This is a genomic window from Cytobacillus kochii (assembly GCF_020171845.1).
GTDB lineage: Bacteria > Bacillota > Bacilli > Bacillales > Cytobacillaceae > Cytobacillus > Cytobacillus kochii.
This window is the reverse complement of record NZ_JAIVAM010000008.1, coordinates 232,046-250,990: the sequence shown is the minus strand read 5'-3', so window position 1 is coordinate 250,990 and position 18,945 is coordinate 232,046. Positions and strand designations below refer to the sequence as shown.

The window sequence follows — 18,945 nt, the reverse complement described above, 5'->3', positions numbered from 1 at the left end:
ACTCTCTCTCCCAGCCTGAAAATTAACTGTCAAAACTAACATCTCTCAAAAAAAAGAAGCGTATCATTTATAGATTTTGATTAAAAAAAGAAGCGACCTTAACCCTATAAATTATAGGGATAAGGTCGCTTAAACGATTTTCATATGTTGTTTAAGTAACTAGAACGAGTTATTTTTTCATTTCTTCTTTTAAAACTTCTATTGCTTTCTTGATTTGGGTATCGTTCTCTAGTAGTTTTTCACGTAAAGCTTCCATTAGTTTCACGGTTGTTTCACCTTGGATGACACCCGTTTCTTCCAATTTATTATCCTTTTGGAATGCTTTCACTGCAGCTTCTGTCTCTTCATCAAAGAATCCATCATTTTTATCAAGCTCATATTCCAGTGCCTCTAACATCTGCTGTGCTGCCTTAATTTGACTTGATGATTCCGATTTTTTTAATGGTTTCTCAGGATTAATATAAGGCAAGGAAGCATATTCAGGCAAGGAAACTTCATAATCAGGCTCAATACCTTTTTCATGAATCCAATTTGCATCTGGCGTTAACCATTTTTCTGTTGTAAATTTCATATTTGAGCCGTCAGTAAAATCTTGAGCACGTTGTACAGTTCCTTTACCAAATGACTTTTTACCGACTAAACTTACATCAGCTGATTCATGAACGGCAGCTGCTAATATCTCAGAAGCACTAGCACTACCTTCATCAATAACTACGACTAGAGGCGTCTCCATTTGCTTTCCATTAGGAGCTTGCACGGCCTCCCTATTCCCATTACGATCTTCAATTTGGAATAAGATTTCTCCCTCAGGTACAAATAAGCTCGAAATTTCAATTGCTTGATCTAATAATCCGCCAGGGTTTTGTCTTAAATCTAAAACTAGACCCTTCATTCCTTTTTCCTCTAGATCGCTTAATACATCAACGAGTTCTTGCGCTGTATTTTCAGAAAAAGAAGTAATCTGGACTTTAGCAATATCATCTTCTAACATTTCGCCATATACCGTTTCAAGAGGGATTGTATCTCTCGTAATTGTTACATTCATCGGTTCATTGTTACCACCACGACCAATTTCCAGTTCTACTTTTGAACCTTTTTCGCCTCTTATTAATAGGACTGCTTCTGAAGAACTCATTCCTTGCAAGCTCTTTCCATCAACAGATACAATTTGGTCATTTGGTTGTAGACCAGCATCTTCTGCAGGTGAACCTTTTAATGGTGAAACAATGACAATTTGTCCGTCTTGTTCTGTAATTTCTGCGCCAATTCCTTCAAAAGAAGAGGAGATGCTTTGATGGAAATTAGCAGCTTCATCTTCATTCATATAATCAGAATATGGATCATCTAGTGAATCTAGCATCCCATTGATGGCCCCATTAATTAATTCACCCGAATCAATTTCTTGGAAATAATTTTCGTTCAATGAATCATAGGCTTTATATAACTTTGAAAATTCACTTCTTTCATTCGTTCCTACATTTACGGCCTTCTCGTCACCGAAAGACAATGCTAATGTGGTGATTCCAGCTGTTACAAAAACAAGGATGAATACAAGCATAATAAACGGGAATAACTTCATTTTTATTAGCTTAGGCTTATCCTTTACTTCCTGTTTTTCTTCATCATTATTTACTTCATTAGACAACCCTTTCACCACTTTCATCACTGTAAGCTGTGATGCTTACTCAAGTTTAAGATTTTATATTGGCGTTATCGGTATCAATAACTATACTACTGTACTGAAAATTATATCTTATTTCTTTGGAAAAGAGGAAGAATTTTCTTATGTATTCCTTTCATCTTAAGAATTCAAGCTTCTTTTATTATGTATCGATTAAATGGGGAAAGTCTCCTTCTACAAAGTGAATCTCATTTGTTCACTTCTAATTTCCCCAAACCCCACATAATCATTACATAAATGATGAAAGGAGAATGAATGCATGATTCCTGGTATATTACTATGGTGCTGTTTTGCTTTATCTATTATCTTTCTTATCTCAGGAATATTTAATCATTCTTATGGTCAAGCATTATTAAGTTTCGTTTTATTCCTGCCATTGAGTTGTTATTTATTTCGTATTGATCATTTTTTTCAATACTTTTTTCTTTTCCCTATTATTCCATTAATCGCTTTTTGGTACATTTTTATGAAGAAGCGTACTTAAATTTCTTTTACCGACTCAAAGTATTCTTCTAATGTTAGATCTTTCTCAAAAATGACCTTCGCTGCTTCTTTTCCAACATAGCGAAAATGCCAAGGTTCAAATTTGTATCCTGTTATTTCTTCTTTTCCTTTTGGATAACGTAAAATAAATCCGTACTTATGTGCATTCTCTTTTAGCCATTTACCTTCTTTTGTATCTTCGTAATCTTGTGTTAACGTGTAATCGACTGAAGGACTTGAAATATCCATCGCTAATCCTGTTTGATGTTCACTACTTCCAGGTAGAGCCACTGCTTCTGAAGCTTTTTCCTCACCTACGCTATTTACCTCTGCTTGGAAAACTGCTTCCTGCCGATCATATGAACGATACCCAGAAACAGCAAATAACGCTATATTTTCTTTTTTAGCTGCAGAGAATAATTCTTCTAATGCATCTGCGGCTTCTTTTCTAAGGTAACTTTTCTCAATATCTTGATCTCCAAAAGAATATTCAACATCTGCACGAACAAGGTCTTCAGGAGCATAATCTGCCGGTAAAGCAAAGTCTTTATTCACCATTACCATCAAGTTTGTTGGGTTTGCTATTGTTGGTTTTCCATCCACATCTTCAATTTGATTAAAAAATTGAGAAGCTAATGTTAGGTCATCTTCATTTTGTTCATCTTGTTCGGGAGGTTGTTCAGTTGGATTGTTTTCTGTTTCTTGCTGATTGTCCTCTTCTTTTTCTACAGGCTCATCTACTGAAGTTGGTTCCGAATTAGATAGAAAAGGTATTTTTTCTAAATAAGGATCTAATTGACTGCAGCCTCCAAGAAAAAGAGCAACTGTAACTGTTCCTGCAAGTACTTTCTTCATTACTTTTCCCCTATTCTCTTTCTTTATGTCAACGTCTATCATAACACTTTATATGATAAATTGCGAAAGAAGAGAAAGGCATAGTCTATGAACCTTACTATTAGTGATTCTACCAATAACAAATGAGAAGAGGACCACTTTAAGTAGCTACAGATCACTAGAGAAACGAGGGAAATAACAATTCTTAGTAAGAGAAGTGACTAACACATTCAGCATGATTTAAGTTTCACCGAGAAGATGTCTTTATAAAATACATCCCTTCATACGGATGATACATTTGCTTTAACTTTTATCTTAAGGCAATAGAAAAGCGAGTGACTATGAAAAAAATAATCACTCGCTAACATGTACGATTTATGAAATTGCTGCTTCTAATGCTACTTCAATCATTTCATTAAAAGTCGTTTGTCTTTCTTCAGATGTAGTTTCTTCACCAGTAATAATGTGATCACTCACTGTAAGGACAGAAAGAGCTTTTCTTGCATGCTTAGCTGCTAACGTATAAAGTGCTGCTGTTTCCATTTCGATAGCAAGAATTTGGTACTGTGCCCATTTTTCATGTTCAGCATTATCATTGTAGAACATATCAGCTGTAAAAACATTCCCAACTTTCAATTCCAATCCTTTACTTACTCCACTGTCATAAGCTTTGCGCAATAGATCGAAATCAGCCGCAGGTGCATAATCAACTCCACCAAAAGTTAAACGATTCATTTGTGAGTCCGTAGAAGCAGTCATCGCAAGGATCACATCTCTTACTTTCACATCTTTTTGGATGGCTCCGCATGTACCTACACGGATCAGGTTTTTTACATTATAACTATTAATCAGTTCATTCACATAAATAGAAAGGGAAGGAACGCCCATTCCCGTACCTTGAACAGATATTCTTTTACCTTTATAAGTGCCTGTATAACCAAACATATTGCGGACTTCATTATAGCACTTTACATCTTCTAAAAAGTTTTCTGCAATATATTTTGCTCTTAATGGATCACCTGGTAGTAAAACTGTTTCTGCAATTTCATGTTCTTTTGCTCCAATATGTACACTCATCATATTCCTCCATCTATTAATCGTTCATTATCTAAAATATAGCATAGGATGAGTGATGATGGAAATGAAAAAGGAAGAACATACATTTATTACCTAACCATTATTCGGTTCACTAAGGCCCAACCACCCGACTTTAATTGATAATAATATTGCCCTCTTCTCCCTTCATCAATATATAAAATATCTCCCGTTGATAAAAATCTCCCTTGGAAATCAAACGGCATGCGATCAAGGACATTAAATTGCTTAAATACATTTGATAAACATTCTTCATGATTTGCACCTCCAATAAGTGTTCGGTAGACTTCTCGATAGCCCCGTGTTTCTCTATATTTTGGAGTTTGAAAAATGGTAACATCATATTCTTTTGTTCTTGGTTTTACAAAAGTCTTGATCATAGATACCCCTCCAATAAATGATTATTTTAAACAATATATTAGCTTTTTCTACGTTTATTTCCTTCAAAGAAATTCGCCTATTTTTGTCGATTAAAGAGAAATTTTATTATGAAAACGCTTACAATTTTATTTTTCTTTCATAAACTAGTATTAAACATAGTGATGGTACAAAAGGGAGGGATAATTTGAAACGAGAGAAGATTCAATTCCATAAATTCTTTTTGTTGTTTGTTTGTATTTCCATCATATGCAGCTCATTACATTGGCTATTCCCATACAAAAACTATACAAAAATTGCCCATCGTGGGGACGTTGCTTCAGCACCTGAAAATACAATGGCCGCCTTTCATTCTGCACTAAACAATGGTTTTGACGTTATCGAATTAGATATCCATTTAAGTAAAGATAAAAAAATTGTCGTCATACATGATTCATCTGTTAACCGGACTACAAATGGTGAAGGTTTAGTGAGAGATATGACAGTATCAGAGTTACAAAAACTCAATGCGGGCGGTTGGTACAGTCCACGTTTTTCTGAAGAGAAAATTCCATTATTACAAGAAGTGTTAGATGAGTTTGCTGGAAAGATCGTTCTGTTAATAGAAATAAAACCTGGCGCAGAAACACCAGAAATTGTAGACCAATTGGCAACTCAGCTAAAACAAACTGTAGATGCCGGTGTCCCTGAAAAAATGTTACAAATCCAATCCTTTCATATTGATACATTACAGCATTTTACACAACGCGCTCCTGACTTTCCCATTGGCCTTGTCTTATCCGCGCCTATTAATCTTATTCAAATGTATACGTATAAGACAGAAATTAGTTTTTTATCGATTCATTATACAAATTTAACACATTCATTTATTCAACAAGCACAACATTATGGATATACGATTTATGCCTGGACGATAGTTACCCCCTTACAGTTCAAGCAAATGCAATTATTAGGTGTAGATGGAATTATTTCGAATAGTTTGGAGCGGAGAGAAGAGAATAGATATTATGCATTTCTACAATCATTTATAGAAGGTCATAGACTACTAGAAAGATTCTTTGCATAAATATAAAAACCCAACCAACTATAGCTCCATAAAGGAACATGAATAGTTGGTTGGATTTTTGTTTATCTTGTTTCTTACTCTTCCGAATCAAAACTTACATCTTCATCGATAATACACTTTTTGATTAAGTATTCGAATGTAATATCAGCTAATTCATCTACTTCTTGCTCTACAGGAACGAACCCTCTTTTAGTCAACTCATGAAAGAAAAATTCAGCAATTTCTTCAGTATCAATAAAAACTTCAATTTCCTTCATATGCGACTCCCCCTTTGTACAAATTGTATGTGACGCATTAATGAAACATGCAACATTTCAATAGAAAAATATTTTTTATTCTTTTGTCATTAAATCTAGTAAAAGTACATAAATATTTTCTATCACTAGTTTTGAAAGGTTGATTAGATGGAAAAATTCAAAGCAGTCTGCGATCGTTTTGTAGAAGATGTAAATAATGAAGAAGGAAAATGTCTACAACTATTTGATCGGTTATTACATTCTTTATTCATCGCTGTTTTACTAGTAGGCATTCCTGTCATGTCGGTGGCAACTATTCAACTGTTTCATCTTTTGTAAGATTAACTTTTTTTACTTTTGTCGTGATGGTTTCTAGTTTTTTCAAAATGATTTTCATTGCTTTTTTATATTCCTCATCATGAAAAAAGTTGTACAAAAAAGAATAGTCATTATATATGTCTAGCAAACCATCTATGATTTGTTTCTCTTCGTTAGTACAATCCATTAGACCTGATTCAACATCTTGATAACAAACATCCTCAGAATTCTTTATTTCGTTCATTGCTTGTTGGTTAATAAGAAACAACATCCCTAATTTTTCTATAAATTCGTCAGCCTGTTCGGCATCAGATAATAAGGATAGTTCCTCTTCACCAGCCTCAAGCCACTCTCCGTCAGATATTCGAGATAACTCATAAATGACGTCTTCCCATGCATCTTCCTTATAACGCCAAATCTCGGTACGGAAGCCGACTACTTTAAAAATCTCAGTACCATATCCTTTCACTTGGACGAGGTCCCCAAAAAAGTATTGGTACTCAATATCTACATGCTCCTTATCACTTACATCTCCTTCAAACTCTGAAAGAGGCTGTAAACTTGACTCCAAATAGAGACCATCACTTTTATTCACTTCATAAACATACATACCATCAAGCCATTTTACATCTGTTACTTTCCCTACCGTTCCATAAATTGTAATCACGACTGTATCACCAACTTCATATTTCGGTTTTTTACGATTAACCATTGCCCTCATCCTTTCCAATATAGTCGTGACTTTTAATTAAGATAGTATATGCATGAAAAAGCATTTTCGCTCGTATACAGGGCCGTCCAAATTTTTTTAGGGCAATCTTCATCATATGTTTATTTACGCAAAAAAACTGAATAAGATTTTACCTCACTCAGTTTTTTCTTCTTCATCTATTTTGAATTGCACTACTACCTTTTTGTTATCTACTTCAAGTTTATAACCTTATTACCATTTCTATTTTTCTTATCTTTTGTTTCCCAGCGTCTAGGGCAAACAAAAGAAGATTATACTGTTTTGATTAAAGTCCATATTTATTTAGCCTCTTCACATGTGATGAACAGTCTTTCACCTCATATAGAGAAAAGAATCACCACTTTCTCGTTGAGCATAAAACTTTATTTGTTTATCTTCAAGTAATTGTATTATAGAGAAATAACTAAGCTCCTTGGAAAACTTCTTTGTCCATCCTGCTTTTGCTGCCGTATCTCTGATTGGTCCTTTCATACCGACAAAGTATAAAGAAATCCCCTTTTCTTGTTTTAATTGTTCTATCATTTCTTCTAAAGATTTAAAAGAGTGTGCATCTATATCATTTACTCCCGAAAAATCAACAATGACTAATTTAGCATTAGGTTTTATCAATAAAAGCTCATTTAATTTATATTCTAAATATGAAATATTTGAAAAATGTATAGAAGAGTCTATTCGTGCGATAATCAAATCATCTCGCGTTTTTGCATTTGGAAATCGTTTTATATCTCGAAATACTTTCTCCTTTTCTAAATATCCCATTTCTATGACCCTAGGTCTAGATATCTTAATTAATAAAATGCTGAAATTAAAAACAACCCCAATAACTATTCCCCATTGAATGCCAATAACTAATGTCGCAGTAAAAGTAACTAACCAGCTCCAACCATCAACTGCCTTTATATTAAACCATTTCCTTATTTGCTTGAAATCTATTAATTTATAGACCGCTACAATGATAACTGCAGCTAATACTGCATTAGGCAGATAATAAAAATAAGAAGTAAAAAATTGGAGGGCGATTATAACGAGTACGCTTGTAAATATGGATACCATTTGTGTAACTCCACCACTTTGATAGTTTACTGCACTTCTTGAAAAACTACCGTTAATTGGTAATATTTGAAAAAAGGACCCGAAAAAATTGGCAAATCCTAAAGCGGTTAGCTCTCGATTAGGATTTATTTTATAACCTTCTTTTTCTGCAATTGTTTTTCCTATAGAAAGTGACTCCATAAACCCTAATAGCGCAATGGTAAGTGCAGGAAGGATTAATTGCCTAACTGCATCTAGCGTGATTGTTGGAAAAACCGGAATCGGCAAGCCACTTGGTACCCCTCTCACAATTTGAACACCTCGTTCATGTAAATCAAAGGCATAGACACTTATAATAGAAAAAACAAGCAATAGTAACGCACCCGGAATTCTAGCATTTATTTTTTTTAGTACAAGTAAAAATACTATGCTGCATCCCCCAATCAAAAGTGTTAAAAAATGTATCTTCGGAATCCCATTGACTAAATCTATAAATATTAAGTGTATTTGTAGGTAAGTTCCTAATGTTATTCCCAATAAATGCTTTAATTGACTTAATCCAATAATAATGGCAGCGGCAGAGGTGTAGCCTCCCAAAACCGACGGAGAAATATAGTTAACAATCCTCCCCATTTTCAACACAGCTAAGAGAAGCTGAAAAACCCCAACCATCAAAGCTAAAAAGATTACAAGAGTGATATATTCATAGGTGCCCGGTTTTTCAAGTAAAGATACGCCTGAAAAAACCAGTAATGAGGTTATCGCAGTTGGTCCAACGGATAAATGCCTAGAAGAAGCAAATATTGCATATATGATTAATGGTAAGGTTGATGCATATAGACCCATTATTAATGGGAGGCCCGCTAACATCGCATAGGCCATTCCTTGGGGGACAAGCATGACAAAAAGAGTCATTGCTGAAATGAAATCTTTTTTTAGTGTTTGTAATTTGTATGATCTAATCGAAATGAAAGGATTATATTTTTTATCTAACATATCAACCTATCCTTTTTGAGCTTTCTATAAATGAGATTAGAGAGATACCTTGGTACTGCCTAAGATAAGAAATAGGGCATTTCTGCCCTATCCATTAAGGAGTTACAATATTTATAAACTGATCAAAATGATCGAGTAGGTTTAAAAATTCATCCAATTTTGTTTGGTCTCCAAATAATTCTAGTTTGTTTGAAGTAACGGCTTCCCTTGGGTCAAGGATTCCACTTACAATCGCATAAAATGTTGCCTTATTACTAATGAAGGAAAGATCTGGATTATCATCTAGTTTATTTCTCTTATTTAATACACAATTTTCGAGATAAATGGTGTATTTCTCCTCTACATCTGATAGAGAAACATTCATGATCATTTTTTTATCTGCTGCTTTCGGACCATTTAATCTTACAGAAAGTAATTTAAAGAATTCATCAAACGGCATTTTAAGCATCATGCCCGAATGACCTTTTGCTATTGCTTCCTTCTTCCTAGTCCCATTTCTTAGTTCTGACGCACCGATAAGATAAGAGTTACGCCAATTAGCTGATTCGGCCTGATATCCTAATTGTTCAAAAGTGTCTGCTAATAACTCTTTTGCTTCCTTATTATCCGGTTCTGCCATCACTACATGTTTTAATACTTGAGCAACCCAACGATATTGCCCGTTTTCAAAATCAGCTTTCGCTTGTTTGACCACATGAGCAGAGCCACCCATGTAACTGACATATTTTTGACCTGATTCAACTTGCGGAAGTGGATCCAAATCAGAAGGATGGCCACTATAATATCCTAGATAGAAATTATAAATCCCTTTAGAATTATGCTTTAAAGTACCATAGTATCCTCGATTACCCCAATATTGGTCCAACGTCTCAGGGAGCTTGAGCTCTTCTGCTATTTCTTCCATTGTATACCCGTGATTGGCTAGGCGAATGGTTTGATCATGGATATATTTGTAAAGGTCACGTTGTAACACTAAATGTTCAAAAGCTTGCTCTTTTCCCCATACTGGCCAGGCATGCGCCATGACTAATGCATCAATCTCTTTACTTATAGAAAGATCGATGGTTTTATCGATTGCCTTCACCCATTCTAGCGTATCGCGAGTTTTTGCCCCTCTAATCGTATAAATTTGATGCATTGTTTTATTAACATTTTCTGATACAAATAATACTTTGTAATCCTGAATATAAAAGTGCATTTCTGCAGGTGCTTCCGTATTTGGTGTTAACAGGAATTCGAAGTTGATACCATCTATAGTTAATTGCTCAATCTCCTCTTTTATTTCTCTATTGGGCATTTCAAAACCATTTCCTGAGTGGAAAACAGTTCCGATGCCTGCGGATAAAAACCCTTGTTCTCCCACTGGTAACCCTATACCAAACTGATAGGATGCACGCCTAGACATTATTGGACCTAATAGGACATTTTCACTGAACATCTCTTGTGTAAAATGTTCAGGGACAATAATTGGAATGGTAGATGTTTCAGCATATTGAAGAATTGAATGTGTACCCCCAAAATGGTCAGCATGGCTTTGGCTGATGATAATTGCAGTAACTGGGCTTTTAGGTCGATGACTAAAATATAATTCAATGGCCGCACCTGCAGCAGAGTTACTAGATGAAGTATCAATGACAATGACTCCGCTTTTTCCTTCAACAAAAATCACTGTAGCTAACGAAAGTCCGCGAACTTGATACACACCTTCAACGACTTTATAAAGACCTGATTTTGCCTGTAATTGTACATTTCTCCACAAGCTTGGATTTACAGTATCAGGAGATGGCTGATTTTGGATATTTAAATTTTCTATCCTATTTTCACACGGAGCAATTAGACCCCTATCTGCATCTTCATAATCTTGCTTGTTTTCAAAATCTAGAGATTCAAAGAAATCCTTGTTGGCTTTTTTTGTTACAGGAGTAGCATTCTTTGGGAGCTTGGATAAATGACTTGTCGGAACAGTACCTGACATTTAATATACCTCCTAGATTAAGGGATGAGATATGATTTCTCATACTTTTTAATTTATTTGTCTTTCTTTATCTTTCCAGAAGTCCTTTTTCAATTCCTTTTTATCTATTTTCCCTATTTGAGTTAATGGTAAATTTTCATTAAAAAAGATTTTTTTAGGAACCATATAACTAGACGTCCTTGCTTTACAGAACTCAATAATTTCTTCTTCGGAACACTTCTCCCCATCGCGTAAAACAACAAAAACTGTTACTAGTTCGCCCCAATCTGGGTCAGGTACGCCAATACATGCACTCATAACAACTGCAGGATGTTGATTAACAACTTTTTCAACTTCAACAGAATAGACGTTCATTCCACCTGAGATGATCATATCTTTCTTTCTATCAACGATATACAAAAAACCTTCTTCATCGAATTGGCCAATATCTCCTGTATGAAACCAGCCATCTTTGATTGCTTCTAATGTTAAATCGGGCCTTTTATAATAGCCTTCCATTAAGTACGGTGATTTTAAAATCACTTCACCTTTTTCGTATGCTTTAACATCTTGACCTTCCTCGTCTATTATTCGAATCTCGGTCATTAAACAAGGTTTTCCACAACTCTGGAGAAACTTAGCCCCTGTCTCTAATGCTCGTAAGTGATCGAATTTGTGCATCCTTGTGATAAGAACGTTCGCTTCAGTTGCTCCATATTGCTGAACAAATACCGGTCCAAACAGCTCCATCGCTTCTTTTAATCTTTCGGAAGAAATTGGCGAAGAACCGTAGTGTATGCTTCGTAAAGAACTAACATCGAATTTCACCTTTTTCGCTTTGTCGATGATTCTGTAAATGATGGTTGGCACCGTGAATGTAACTGTAATCTTTTTGTCTTGTACCGTCTTTAAAAATGTGTCCGGCTTAAAAGTATCAATATAAATATGCGCTCCACCAGCTAAAGCCCGTAGCATTAAACTTCCTGCTGAATGCTGAAGCGGGGTCGTCAATAACACTTTATCGCGATCATCCATTGGAAACTCTATGAAGCTCGCAATAAGTGCAGCAGCTTTCCCTCCTTGAGAGTGCATAACACCTTTTGGCCTGCCTGTTGTCCCCCCGGTATAGGAAATCATAGAGATATCCTCCGGTAACATGTCTGGGAATGACGACACATTTTCGACCTTTTGAATCTCTTGTCTGCTTACCGTAGTAAATTCTTCAGGGTATTGTAGATTAAAATCCGCCAATCCTATTACTTTTACGGATTGATGCTGCTCTTTTTTATCATTGACATATTTCAATACTGTTTTCATATGCATTTCCGTTGCCATAATGACAAAATCCGTATCAGAATCATTTAAAATAAAGTCAACCTCACGAACGCCTAACTTAACCCCCATTGGAATTGAAGTTGCACCGCAGCGAGCAACAGCTTGGCTAAATAGAACGAATTCTATACTATTTGGAATGAGATAAGCAACGTGCGACCCTTTTTTCACACCTAAATGGACTAAAAAACTGGCAATTTTGTCTATTTCTTTACGTAATTCACGGTAGGTTAAGGTTTCATTTGTTGACATGAATGTTACTGCAGGATGTTCTTCAAATCGTTTTAATGCTTTATTCATATAACCTTGAATAGTCTCTATACTCATCAGAATCACCTATCCTTTATTTTATTTTTACTTTGTCTGTAACAATTCTTTCGCGATTGTATTCCTCTGAATTTCAGAAGTACCAGTTAAAATTCTAAACATTCTTACGGTGCGATACATTTGTTCAATTGGATGGCCCTTCAAAAGCCCCTCGCCGCCGAAGATTTGCACGGCTTTATCCAACACACGTCCAGCCACTTCAGATGTAAACAGTTTTACCATTGAGGCAGTTGCTCGATTATCTTCCCCGCTCTCCATTCTGTCGACAGTATCGTACACCATACACCTTGCTGCATAAATTTCTGTCGCCATATCAGCTAGCATATGTTGAATAGCTTGAAACTCACCGATTGACTGTCCGAACTGCTTTCGTTCATTTGCTCTTTCAATCGATAGATCTAATGCTCTTTGAGCCACCCCAATATATGTAACACCCCAAATGGCTCGATTTTGACTGATCCTTTTTATTCCAAGTAAAAATCCTTTCCCTGATGCTCCAAGAATATTTTCAGAAGGTACTCGACAATTATTAAAAATCAGTTCACCTGTTCCACGTTCTCCTGAAATGGGAATTTGTGTCTCACCTAATTCATAACCCGGTTTTTCATTTGTTTTTTTATCAACTAAAAAGGCCGTTATGCCAGCAAATTTTTCTTCAACGACTTCTTTGCAGATGACAATAGCAAAATCTGAATACGGTGCTGCACTAATAAAGTGCTTGATACCATTTAAAATGTATCCATCTCCATCTTTTACGGCTGTCGTTTGGATTGCTCTTGCATCTGAACCTGCTCCTGGCTCGGTTAAAGCGAAACAGCAACTCGTTTCCCCTCTAATTAATGGATTGACATACTTCTCAATCTGTTCTTTTGTGAATGACTCAAGCATCTGCCCGATTCTTAGGACACCGCCTTTTTCACCTAAAACAAATCCCCATAAAGCAGACCCTGACCGAGCTAGTTCTTCTTTCAGTAAACATAACTCTTTTAAACTTACATTTTGACCACCATATTCGTGTGGTAGAGTAATCCCATAAAAACCTAATTCAATGGCTCTATTTCTCACCCATCGAATAGTTTCGGTCGGAATGACCTCTTCCGGCTTAATATTCATTGCTTTTTCATATGGAAGCAGCTCATTATAAATAAAGTCACGCATTTTAGTTAGTAATTCTTGTGATTCACTCGTTATCACCATATATACTCCCTCCTAATTATGTGTAGACATCTATATACATCTTATATAAAACCAAACGATGACGATTCCTAATTCTATTTACATGTTTTTAGAAGAAGAATCTATTTCTGTTTTATTTTTCCTTATATGTGGAAGTACTAGAACGATAGCTGTTGCTATTAGGAAAAATAGTGAGATCGGGCTTTTAAAGAATACGGTTAAATCACCTGTGGCAGTCAAGATAGCTTTCCTAAGATTGTCCTCAAGCATTGGTCCTAAAATAAATGCAAAAAAGAACGGTGCTAAAGGGAAATTCGTTTTTCTAAAAAAATATCCAAGCAGTCCAAAAATAATCATAAGCCAGATATCAAAAAAACTATAATTAATCATATAAACACCAATAAAACAAAATGCAGCAATAAATGGAACTAGGAACAGTTCGATTTTTTGGATTAAAAAGGCAAAGGCTGGCACAAAAGCAACGTTTAATACTAACAGCAATACATTTGCAATGAAAAAGCCTGCAAAAGATGCCCACACGATGGTTGAAGAATTTTCAAATAATAGCGGCCCAGGCTGTAAGCCAACCATAAGGAGTCCCCCCATCAATATGGCTGCAGAAGCGGAACCAGGTATACCTAAAGCAAATGTAGGAATAAGTGCACCACCTACTGACGCATTATTGGAAGCTTCTGGACCACTCAATCCAGCAGGGGCACCTTTTCCAAACTCCTCAGGTTTCTTCGACAGTTTTTTCTCGACAGTATAAGACAAAAACGTGGATAGAAGACCACCGGGTCCCGGCAAAACCCCTACGATAAATCCGATAATTGATCCTCTTATCATCGAACCCGTGTTACTAACAACCTCACTTACTTTTGGAAATAAAGAGGAGAATTTTATATCTGTCTTCATCCCTCTTGTAGTTACTTTCTCTTCAAGCCTAAACAGTACTTCTGAAATACCAAAAAGCCCAATACCGATGACAGCGATATTCATTCCATCCCATAATTCCACAAAGCCAAAAGTTAAACGTTCCTCACCTGTAACCATATCTGTTCCGATAGTTGATAGTAATAGGCCTAACAATGTAGCGATAATTGGTTTTAATGGGTTTTTTTGCGTTAACCCACAAGCTACAATTAACGTAAATAAGATGAGTGAGAAATATTCCGTGGGTCCAAACATGAGTGCATATCTAGCAAGGATGGTGGTTAAAAATACCATACCCGCAAACCCAAAAACGCCCCCAACAAATGAAGCAATCGCACTTAATGTTAAGGCATACCCGGCTTTTCCTTTTCTCGCCAATGGGTAACCATCGAATGTTGTCACAATGGCGCCACCATCACCAGGTACGTTGATTAAGATTGAACTAATCCGTCCCCCATACATCGATCCTAAATAAATACTCATTAATAAAATTAAAGAACTTAACTGGTCCATCTTAAACGTTAAAGGTAACAGAAGGGCCATGCCGGTAATAGGACCCAAGCCAGGTAATGCACCGATGATTGTGCCTAAAGTTACACCAATTAAACACCAGAGCATTGCTTCTGGACTTGAAAGCATCGTTGTAAATCCAGTTAATAATTCCGATAACAAAATCTCACCCCCAGAAATCAATTATTTTTCATCCAAAAATACCCAATGGCAGCGGACTATTTAACCACAATTCAAAAATCAAATACATCAAAATCAAAACGACAATGGTAAAGGTAAACGCTTTAAACCAAGGTATTTTCTGTACAAATGCTAAAATGGTGAACATAAAAACCCCTATACTTGCTAGCATTCCAATGAAGTACGATAATCCAATCGTCACTGCTAGAAGGAGGATAAGGAAAACTTGTTGAAATCGGATTTTTTTATCCACTTCTTCTTCTGACTCTTTTTTCTTTAGTCTCATTACCTGAATAAGGTGGAAGCAAAGAAACAGGAATATTAATATGGAAATGATTCGTGGAAAAAAGCCTGCTCCAACCGCTCCCAGATTAGTCGAATATACTGGTAAACCAAACGACATGATGAGAAAAACAATACTAATAAACAATAAAAACAAACCAAAATAGCGCTCAACGAACATACGAAACCTCCTTTAGAGGAATGATAAATGATATTGAATTGCTTACTTTCAAATTCTTTTTAGAACTGAAATCATTTTTCTAAATCTTCCAAATATTTTTTAAACTCTATCCCTTCTTCTTCAACTAATTTTGTATATTCTTCTGTATTTAGATAATAAGGAGACAAACCACGGTTCTTTAAGAATGTTTTCCAGGTATCTGTTTCAGTCATTTTCTTTAGGTTTTCTGCCCAATAATTAACAACCTCAGCTGAAACGTCTCCACCTGTCCATATTCCTGTATATCGATGGAAAGCAACCTCCACTCCCGATTCCTTTAAAGTAGGGACATCTGGTAAATCTTTGGAGCGTTCTTCTGAAAGAACAGCTAACACTCGCACTTCACCTGTTTTGATATAGTCATTAATTAATGGAAGTACACCTAAGGTTGTATCGATTTGGCCACCGAGTACAGCCGTCAAGCCTTCAGAAGCCCCTTCCATTGGAACGAAGTTTAATTTATCAATACCTGCCCCTTGTTTGATTAGATCCCATTTAAAGGCTTCACCACCATCAATTGGACCGAGCGTACCAATCGTTACATCTTTTTCCGATTTTAATGAACTTAACAACTCCTCTATCGTTTCATATGGAGAGTCTTTATGGACATAGATAAATAGTTCACTAGTAGCCAGGGAAGCAATGGGTTGAAAATCAGAAAACTTTAAACTAAGTCTAGGGTCCCAACCTGGGCCATATTCAGGAATCACTATTAACTTGTAAGGATCACTTTTTTGCCTCGCTAGTTCTTCACTTGCTATACGACCTCCAGCGCCTGTTTTATTTGTGACGACAAAAGATTGTTTTATTATCTCTGCATCATTTAAAATTTGTGCTGTTGTACGCATAATTAGGTCTTGACCACCACCAGGAGCAAAACCAACTAGTGCATCAATAGATTTATGAGGATAATTCTCTGGTAAGCCATCATTTTCTCCTTTTGCTTTTTCAGACGAAGATGCAACATCTGATGAATTACACGCAGATAAAACTAGCATTACTAATGTAACTAGCAAAACAACAAAGAATGAACGCGCTTTCATTTTTTTCATATTAAAATATTCCCCCCTAATTTTAAATTTATTTTTTTCAGTAAATTGATAACATCTCTAAAGTCGGCTTATCATTATTATCTTTACTGTTACTTCTAATGGTGAATTGATAACAGTCTGTATTTAGATACATGAGCCCTGCTACAAGAGGAGAAGCATCTTTATAGTAAAATACTCTGCTTAATGTCATTAGAGGTTGGTTATTAGGGACGTTTAGCCTATTTGCTATTTCCTTCGTAACAGGACGTACCCCTATTGAACATCTTATTTCCTCAAGACCTAGCTGAGAATTATCTTTGCTTGTTTTTAACAATGTACTTAATGGTTGGTCCTCCACTTCTTCAATCATCTCTTCTGTAAAAACTAATTCAGGAGATAAATAGGTAATGTTAAAAGCGATCGGCATATCTTTTAAGTAAAATATTCGGTATATTGTACGTATCTTAGTATCCATCGAACATTCTAGTGCTTCGGCAATATTTTTTGAAATCTTTTCTTCACCGTATTTAACTAATTTTATTTTCACATTTAGACCTTGACCTGTTAAAGTTTCATAAAACCCTCTAAAGTTTTGCACGTCCAATACATCGTTCATAATGTCCGTCTGAATGATTGGAAATTTAACATACATACCTTTTCCTTGTTGAATGATAATTAGGTCTTCTTCCAATAAAAGTTTTATTGATTTACGAACCGTTAATCTGCTTACCCCATATTCTTCCGTTAATTCATGTTCACTAGGTAATCTCTGACCTGGCTCAAAGATGTTATTCTCAATCTTCCTTTGAAGGTCTTGAGCAATTTGTTTATACAAAGGGATATAACTTTCACGATTAATAGTCATCATAACTCTCCTCACATATATACATGTATATAGATGTTATATATAAACTTAAAAAAAATATTCTTTCGGGAAAACTCTTGAGATAAGTTCTATAATAAGTTTCATTCACCCTTAGTTTAAATTCCCACCTTCTTTTACGGTTTAGAAACTTCAAACTACCCCATACATTTATACATGTATGTAGACGTTATATAACAAGGTAAAAAATACTAATCTATTCGTCTTATGATTAGGGTATGGCAAACGGGCGTTTAGACATCAACCTATTCCTACAGCCTTTTTCTAAAAATATCTCTTTCCTATCACCCCTCTTAACGAAGATTTGGGTGTATGCATAGCTTATTAACTAACATTTTATTAAAACTATTTGTAATTGTCAATTTATTCTTAATATTATATTTGCATTTATTATGAGTCAATCCATTAAATAAACATGACCTTCACTTCTTATGATGATTATGGTCCTTGATGCTATCAAAGATATTATGTTACTTGCTCGGGGTATAAAACATGGTGGTCATTACCCAAGTCAATGATAAATAAAAAGCACCTTTAGGTAGATTGTTTTACGTATCTACTCTATAAGGTACTTTTAAATTTACTTCCTACTTTCTTATATGAAACGTAAGTCTACACCATTGTTAATAGAATCATAGGCGAAGAAATTGGGTAATACTAAGCATTTATCCCTTATGATTATATAGTTCCCACGCTTCATCAAAGACAGTCATCGTTGCTAAATAAGATCCGTTTAACTCAAGGTAAGAACTGATTTCTTGATAGTTCTTAGACATTTTAGGAAAACTATGATCAAGGTAAGCATCGTTTGCAAAAATACTTATTTCATCCTTTGGTTCAGGATGGCGGTAAGTCATTAAAAAATGATAAAAAGATTTTGCCATCGTACCAACTTCCTTTAATCCGTTTTTCTACATCATGAAGGAAAGTTAATAACAAATCAAGCATTAGGTTAATCTAAATGAGAGAAATCAAAATAATTTCTCTTAAGCAATCGTGGTCTAGCCATCAATTCAGCAAAAGAAATCTCCTTATCTATTGTTTTCGTATCAATTAAAAAAAGTTGATCTTCAATTTCTTTAACTTGTTCATCAGGTTGATATTCCATATCACAGTCTTGGCACAAAATAGATGGTGTTTGGGTAATTTCTATTGCTCTTGTGCCATCTGGGAGCTCCCAAAACACACTGGCTTTTGTCTCTTCAATATGCTTACTATCACACCATGTACAATGGCTTTGCATTGTT

17 protein-coding genes are annotated in these 18,945 nt (G+C 35.4%); 1 reads left to right on the top strand and 16 read right to left on the bottom strand.

What is annotated here, in order from left to right; all coding sequences use genetic code 11:
• Positions 1–169 precede the first annotated feature (169 nt).
• The 4 genes from LCM23_RS14320 to LCM23_RS14305 form a co-directional block, all read right to left on the bottom strand.
• Positions 170–1,663 (bottom strand): lmo1851 family serine protease, encoded by a 1,494-nt coding sequence (locus LCM23_RS14320; protein ID WP_224937566.1) that lies wholly within the window; start codon positions 1,661–1,663, stop codon positions 170–172.
• Positions 1,664–2,161: 498 nt separating this feature from the next.
• Positions 2,162–3,019, bottom strand: coding sequence for a M15 family metallopeptidase (locus LCM23_RS14315; RefSeq protein ID WP_224937565.1), 858 nt, complete (start codon positions 3,017–3,019; stop codon positions 2,162–2,164).
• Between the two features lie 354 nt (positions 3,020–3,373).
• Positions 3,374–4,075, bottom strand: coding sequence for a purine-nucleoside phosphorylase (gene deoD / locus LCM23_RS14310; protein WP_095372899.1), 702 nt, complete (start codon positions 4,073–4,075; stop codon positions 3,374–3,376).
• An 89-nt stretch (positions 4,076–4,164) separates the two neighbouring features.
• Positions 4,165–4,473: a YodL domain-containing protein gene (locus tag LCM23_RS14305; protein WP_224937564.1), complete on the bottom strand. Its 309-nt coding sequence runs from the start codon at positions 4,471–4,473 to the stop codon at positions 4,165–4,167.
• Between the two features lie 185 nt (positions 4,474–4,658).
• Between LCM23_RS14305 and LCM23_RS14300 the strand changes: the two genes are divergently transcribed.
• Positions 4,659–5,537 carry a glycerophosphodiester phosphodiesterase gene (locus LCM23_RS14300; RefSeq protein ID WP_224937563.1) on the top strand — a complete coding sequence of 293 codons (879 nt, stop codon included), beginning with the start codon at positions 4,659–4,661 and terminating at the stop codon, positions 5,535–5,537.
• Positions 5,538–5,611: 74 nt separating this feature from the next.
• On the opposite strand, the gene LCM23_RS14295 is transcribed toward LCM23_RS14300, so the two are convergent.
• From LCM23_RS14295 to LCM23_RS14240, 12 genes are all read right to left on the bottom strand, one after another.
• Entirely contained in the window at positions 5,612–5,794 is a 183-nt protein-coding gene (locus tag LCM23_RS14295; protein ID WP_095372896.1) for a YozD family protein, read from the bottom strand.
• A gap of 292 nt (positions 5,795–6,086) precedes the next feature.
• Positions 6,087–6,803, bottom strand: coding sequence for a hypothetical protein (locus LCM23_RS14290; protein ID WP_224937562.1), 717 nt, complete (start codon positions 6,801–6,803; stop codon positions 6,087–6,089).
• Between the two features lie 351 nt (positions 6,804–7,154).
• The gene (locus LCM23_RS14285; protein ID WP_224937561.1) at positions 7,155–8,870 is read right to left on the bottom strand and encodes a SulP family inorganic anion transporter; all 1,716 of its coding nucleotides are present in this window, start codon (positions 8,868–8,870) and stop codon (positions 7,155–7,157) included.
• Between the two features lie 94 nt (positions 8,871–8,964).
• Positions 8,965–10,845: an alkyl/aryl-sulfatase gene (locus LCM23_RS14280; protein WP_224937560.1), complete on the bottom strand. Its 1,881-nt coding sequence runs from the start codon at positions 10,843–10,845 to the stop codon at positions 8,965–8,967.
• A gap of 48 nt (positions 10,846–10,893) precedes the next feature.
• Positions 10,894–12,483: a class I adenylate-forming enzyme family protein gene (locus LCM23_RS14275; protein ID WP_224937559.1), complete on the bottom strand. Its 1,590-nt coding sequence runs from the start codon at positions 12,481–12,483 to the stop codon at positions 10,894–10,896.
• 27 nt (positions 12,484–12,510) lie between these two features.
• A complete protein-coding gene (locus LCM23_RS14270) occupies positions 12,511–13,680 on the bottom strand; it encodes an acyl-CoA dehydrogenase family protein (RefSeq protein ID WP_224937558.1) in 1,170 nt (389 codons plus the stop codon).
• A 78-nt stretch (positions 13,681–13,758) separates the two neighbouring features.
• On the bottom strand, positions 13,759–15,264 hold the full coding sequence (locus LCM23_RS14265; RefSeq protein WP_224937557.1) for a tripartite tricarboxylate transporter permease: 1,506 nt from the start codon (positions 15,262–15,264) through the stop codon (positions 13,759–13,761).
• A 28-nt stretch (positions 15,265–15,292) separates the two neighbouring features.
• Positions 15,293–15,745 (bottom strand): tripartite tricarboxylate transporter TctB family protein, encoded by a 453-nt coding sequence (locus LCM23_RS14260; RefSeq protein WP_224937556.1) that lies wholly within the window; start codon positions 15,743–15,745, stop codon positions 15,293–15,295.
• 71 nt (positions 15,746–15,816) lie between these two features.
• Positions 15,817–16,836 carry a tripartite tricarboxylate transporter substrate binding protein gene (locus LCM23_RS14255; RefSeq protein WP_224937555.1) on the bottom strand — a complete coding sequence of 340 codons (1,020 nt, stop codon included), beginning with the start codon at positions 16,834–16,836 and terminating at the stop codon, positions 15,817–15,819.
• 37 nt (positions 16,837–16,873) lie between these two features.
• Positions 16,874–17,680 carry a GntR family transcriptional regulator gene (locus LCM23_RS14250; RefSeq protein ID WP_224937554.1) on the bottom strand — a complete coding sequence of 269 codons (807 nt, stop codon included), beginning with the start codon at positions 17,678–17,680 and terminating at the stop codon, positions 16,874–16,876.
• Positions 17,681–18,363: 683 nt separating this feature from the next.
• Positions 18,364–18,582 carry a YozE family protein gene (locus tag LCM23_RS14245; RefSeq protein WP_095372886.1) on the bottom strand — a complete coding sequence of 73 codons (219 nt, stop codon included), beginning with the start codon at positions 18,580–18,582 and terminating at the stop codon, positions 18,364–18,366.
• Positions 18,583–18,650: 68 nt separating this feature from the next.
• Positions 18,651–18,941 (bottom strand): YokU family protein, encoded by a 291-nt coding sequence (locus LCM23_RS14240; RefSeq protein ID WP_224937553.1) that lies wholly within the window; start codon positions 18,939–18,941, stop codon positions 18,651–18,653.
• Positions 18,942–18,945 lie beyond the last annotated feature (4 nt).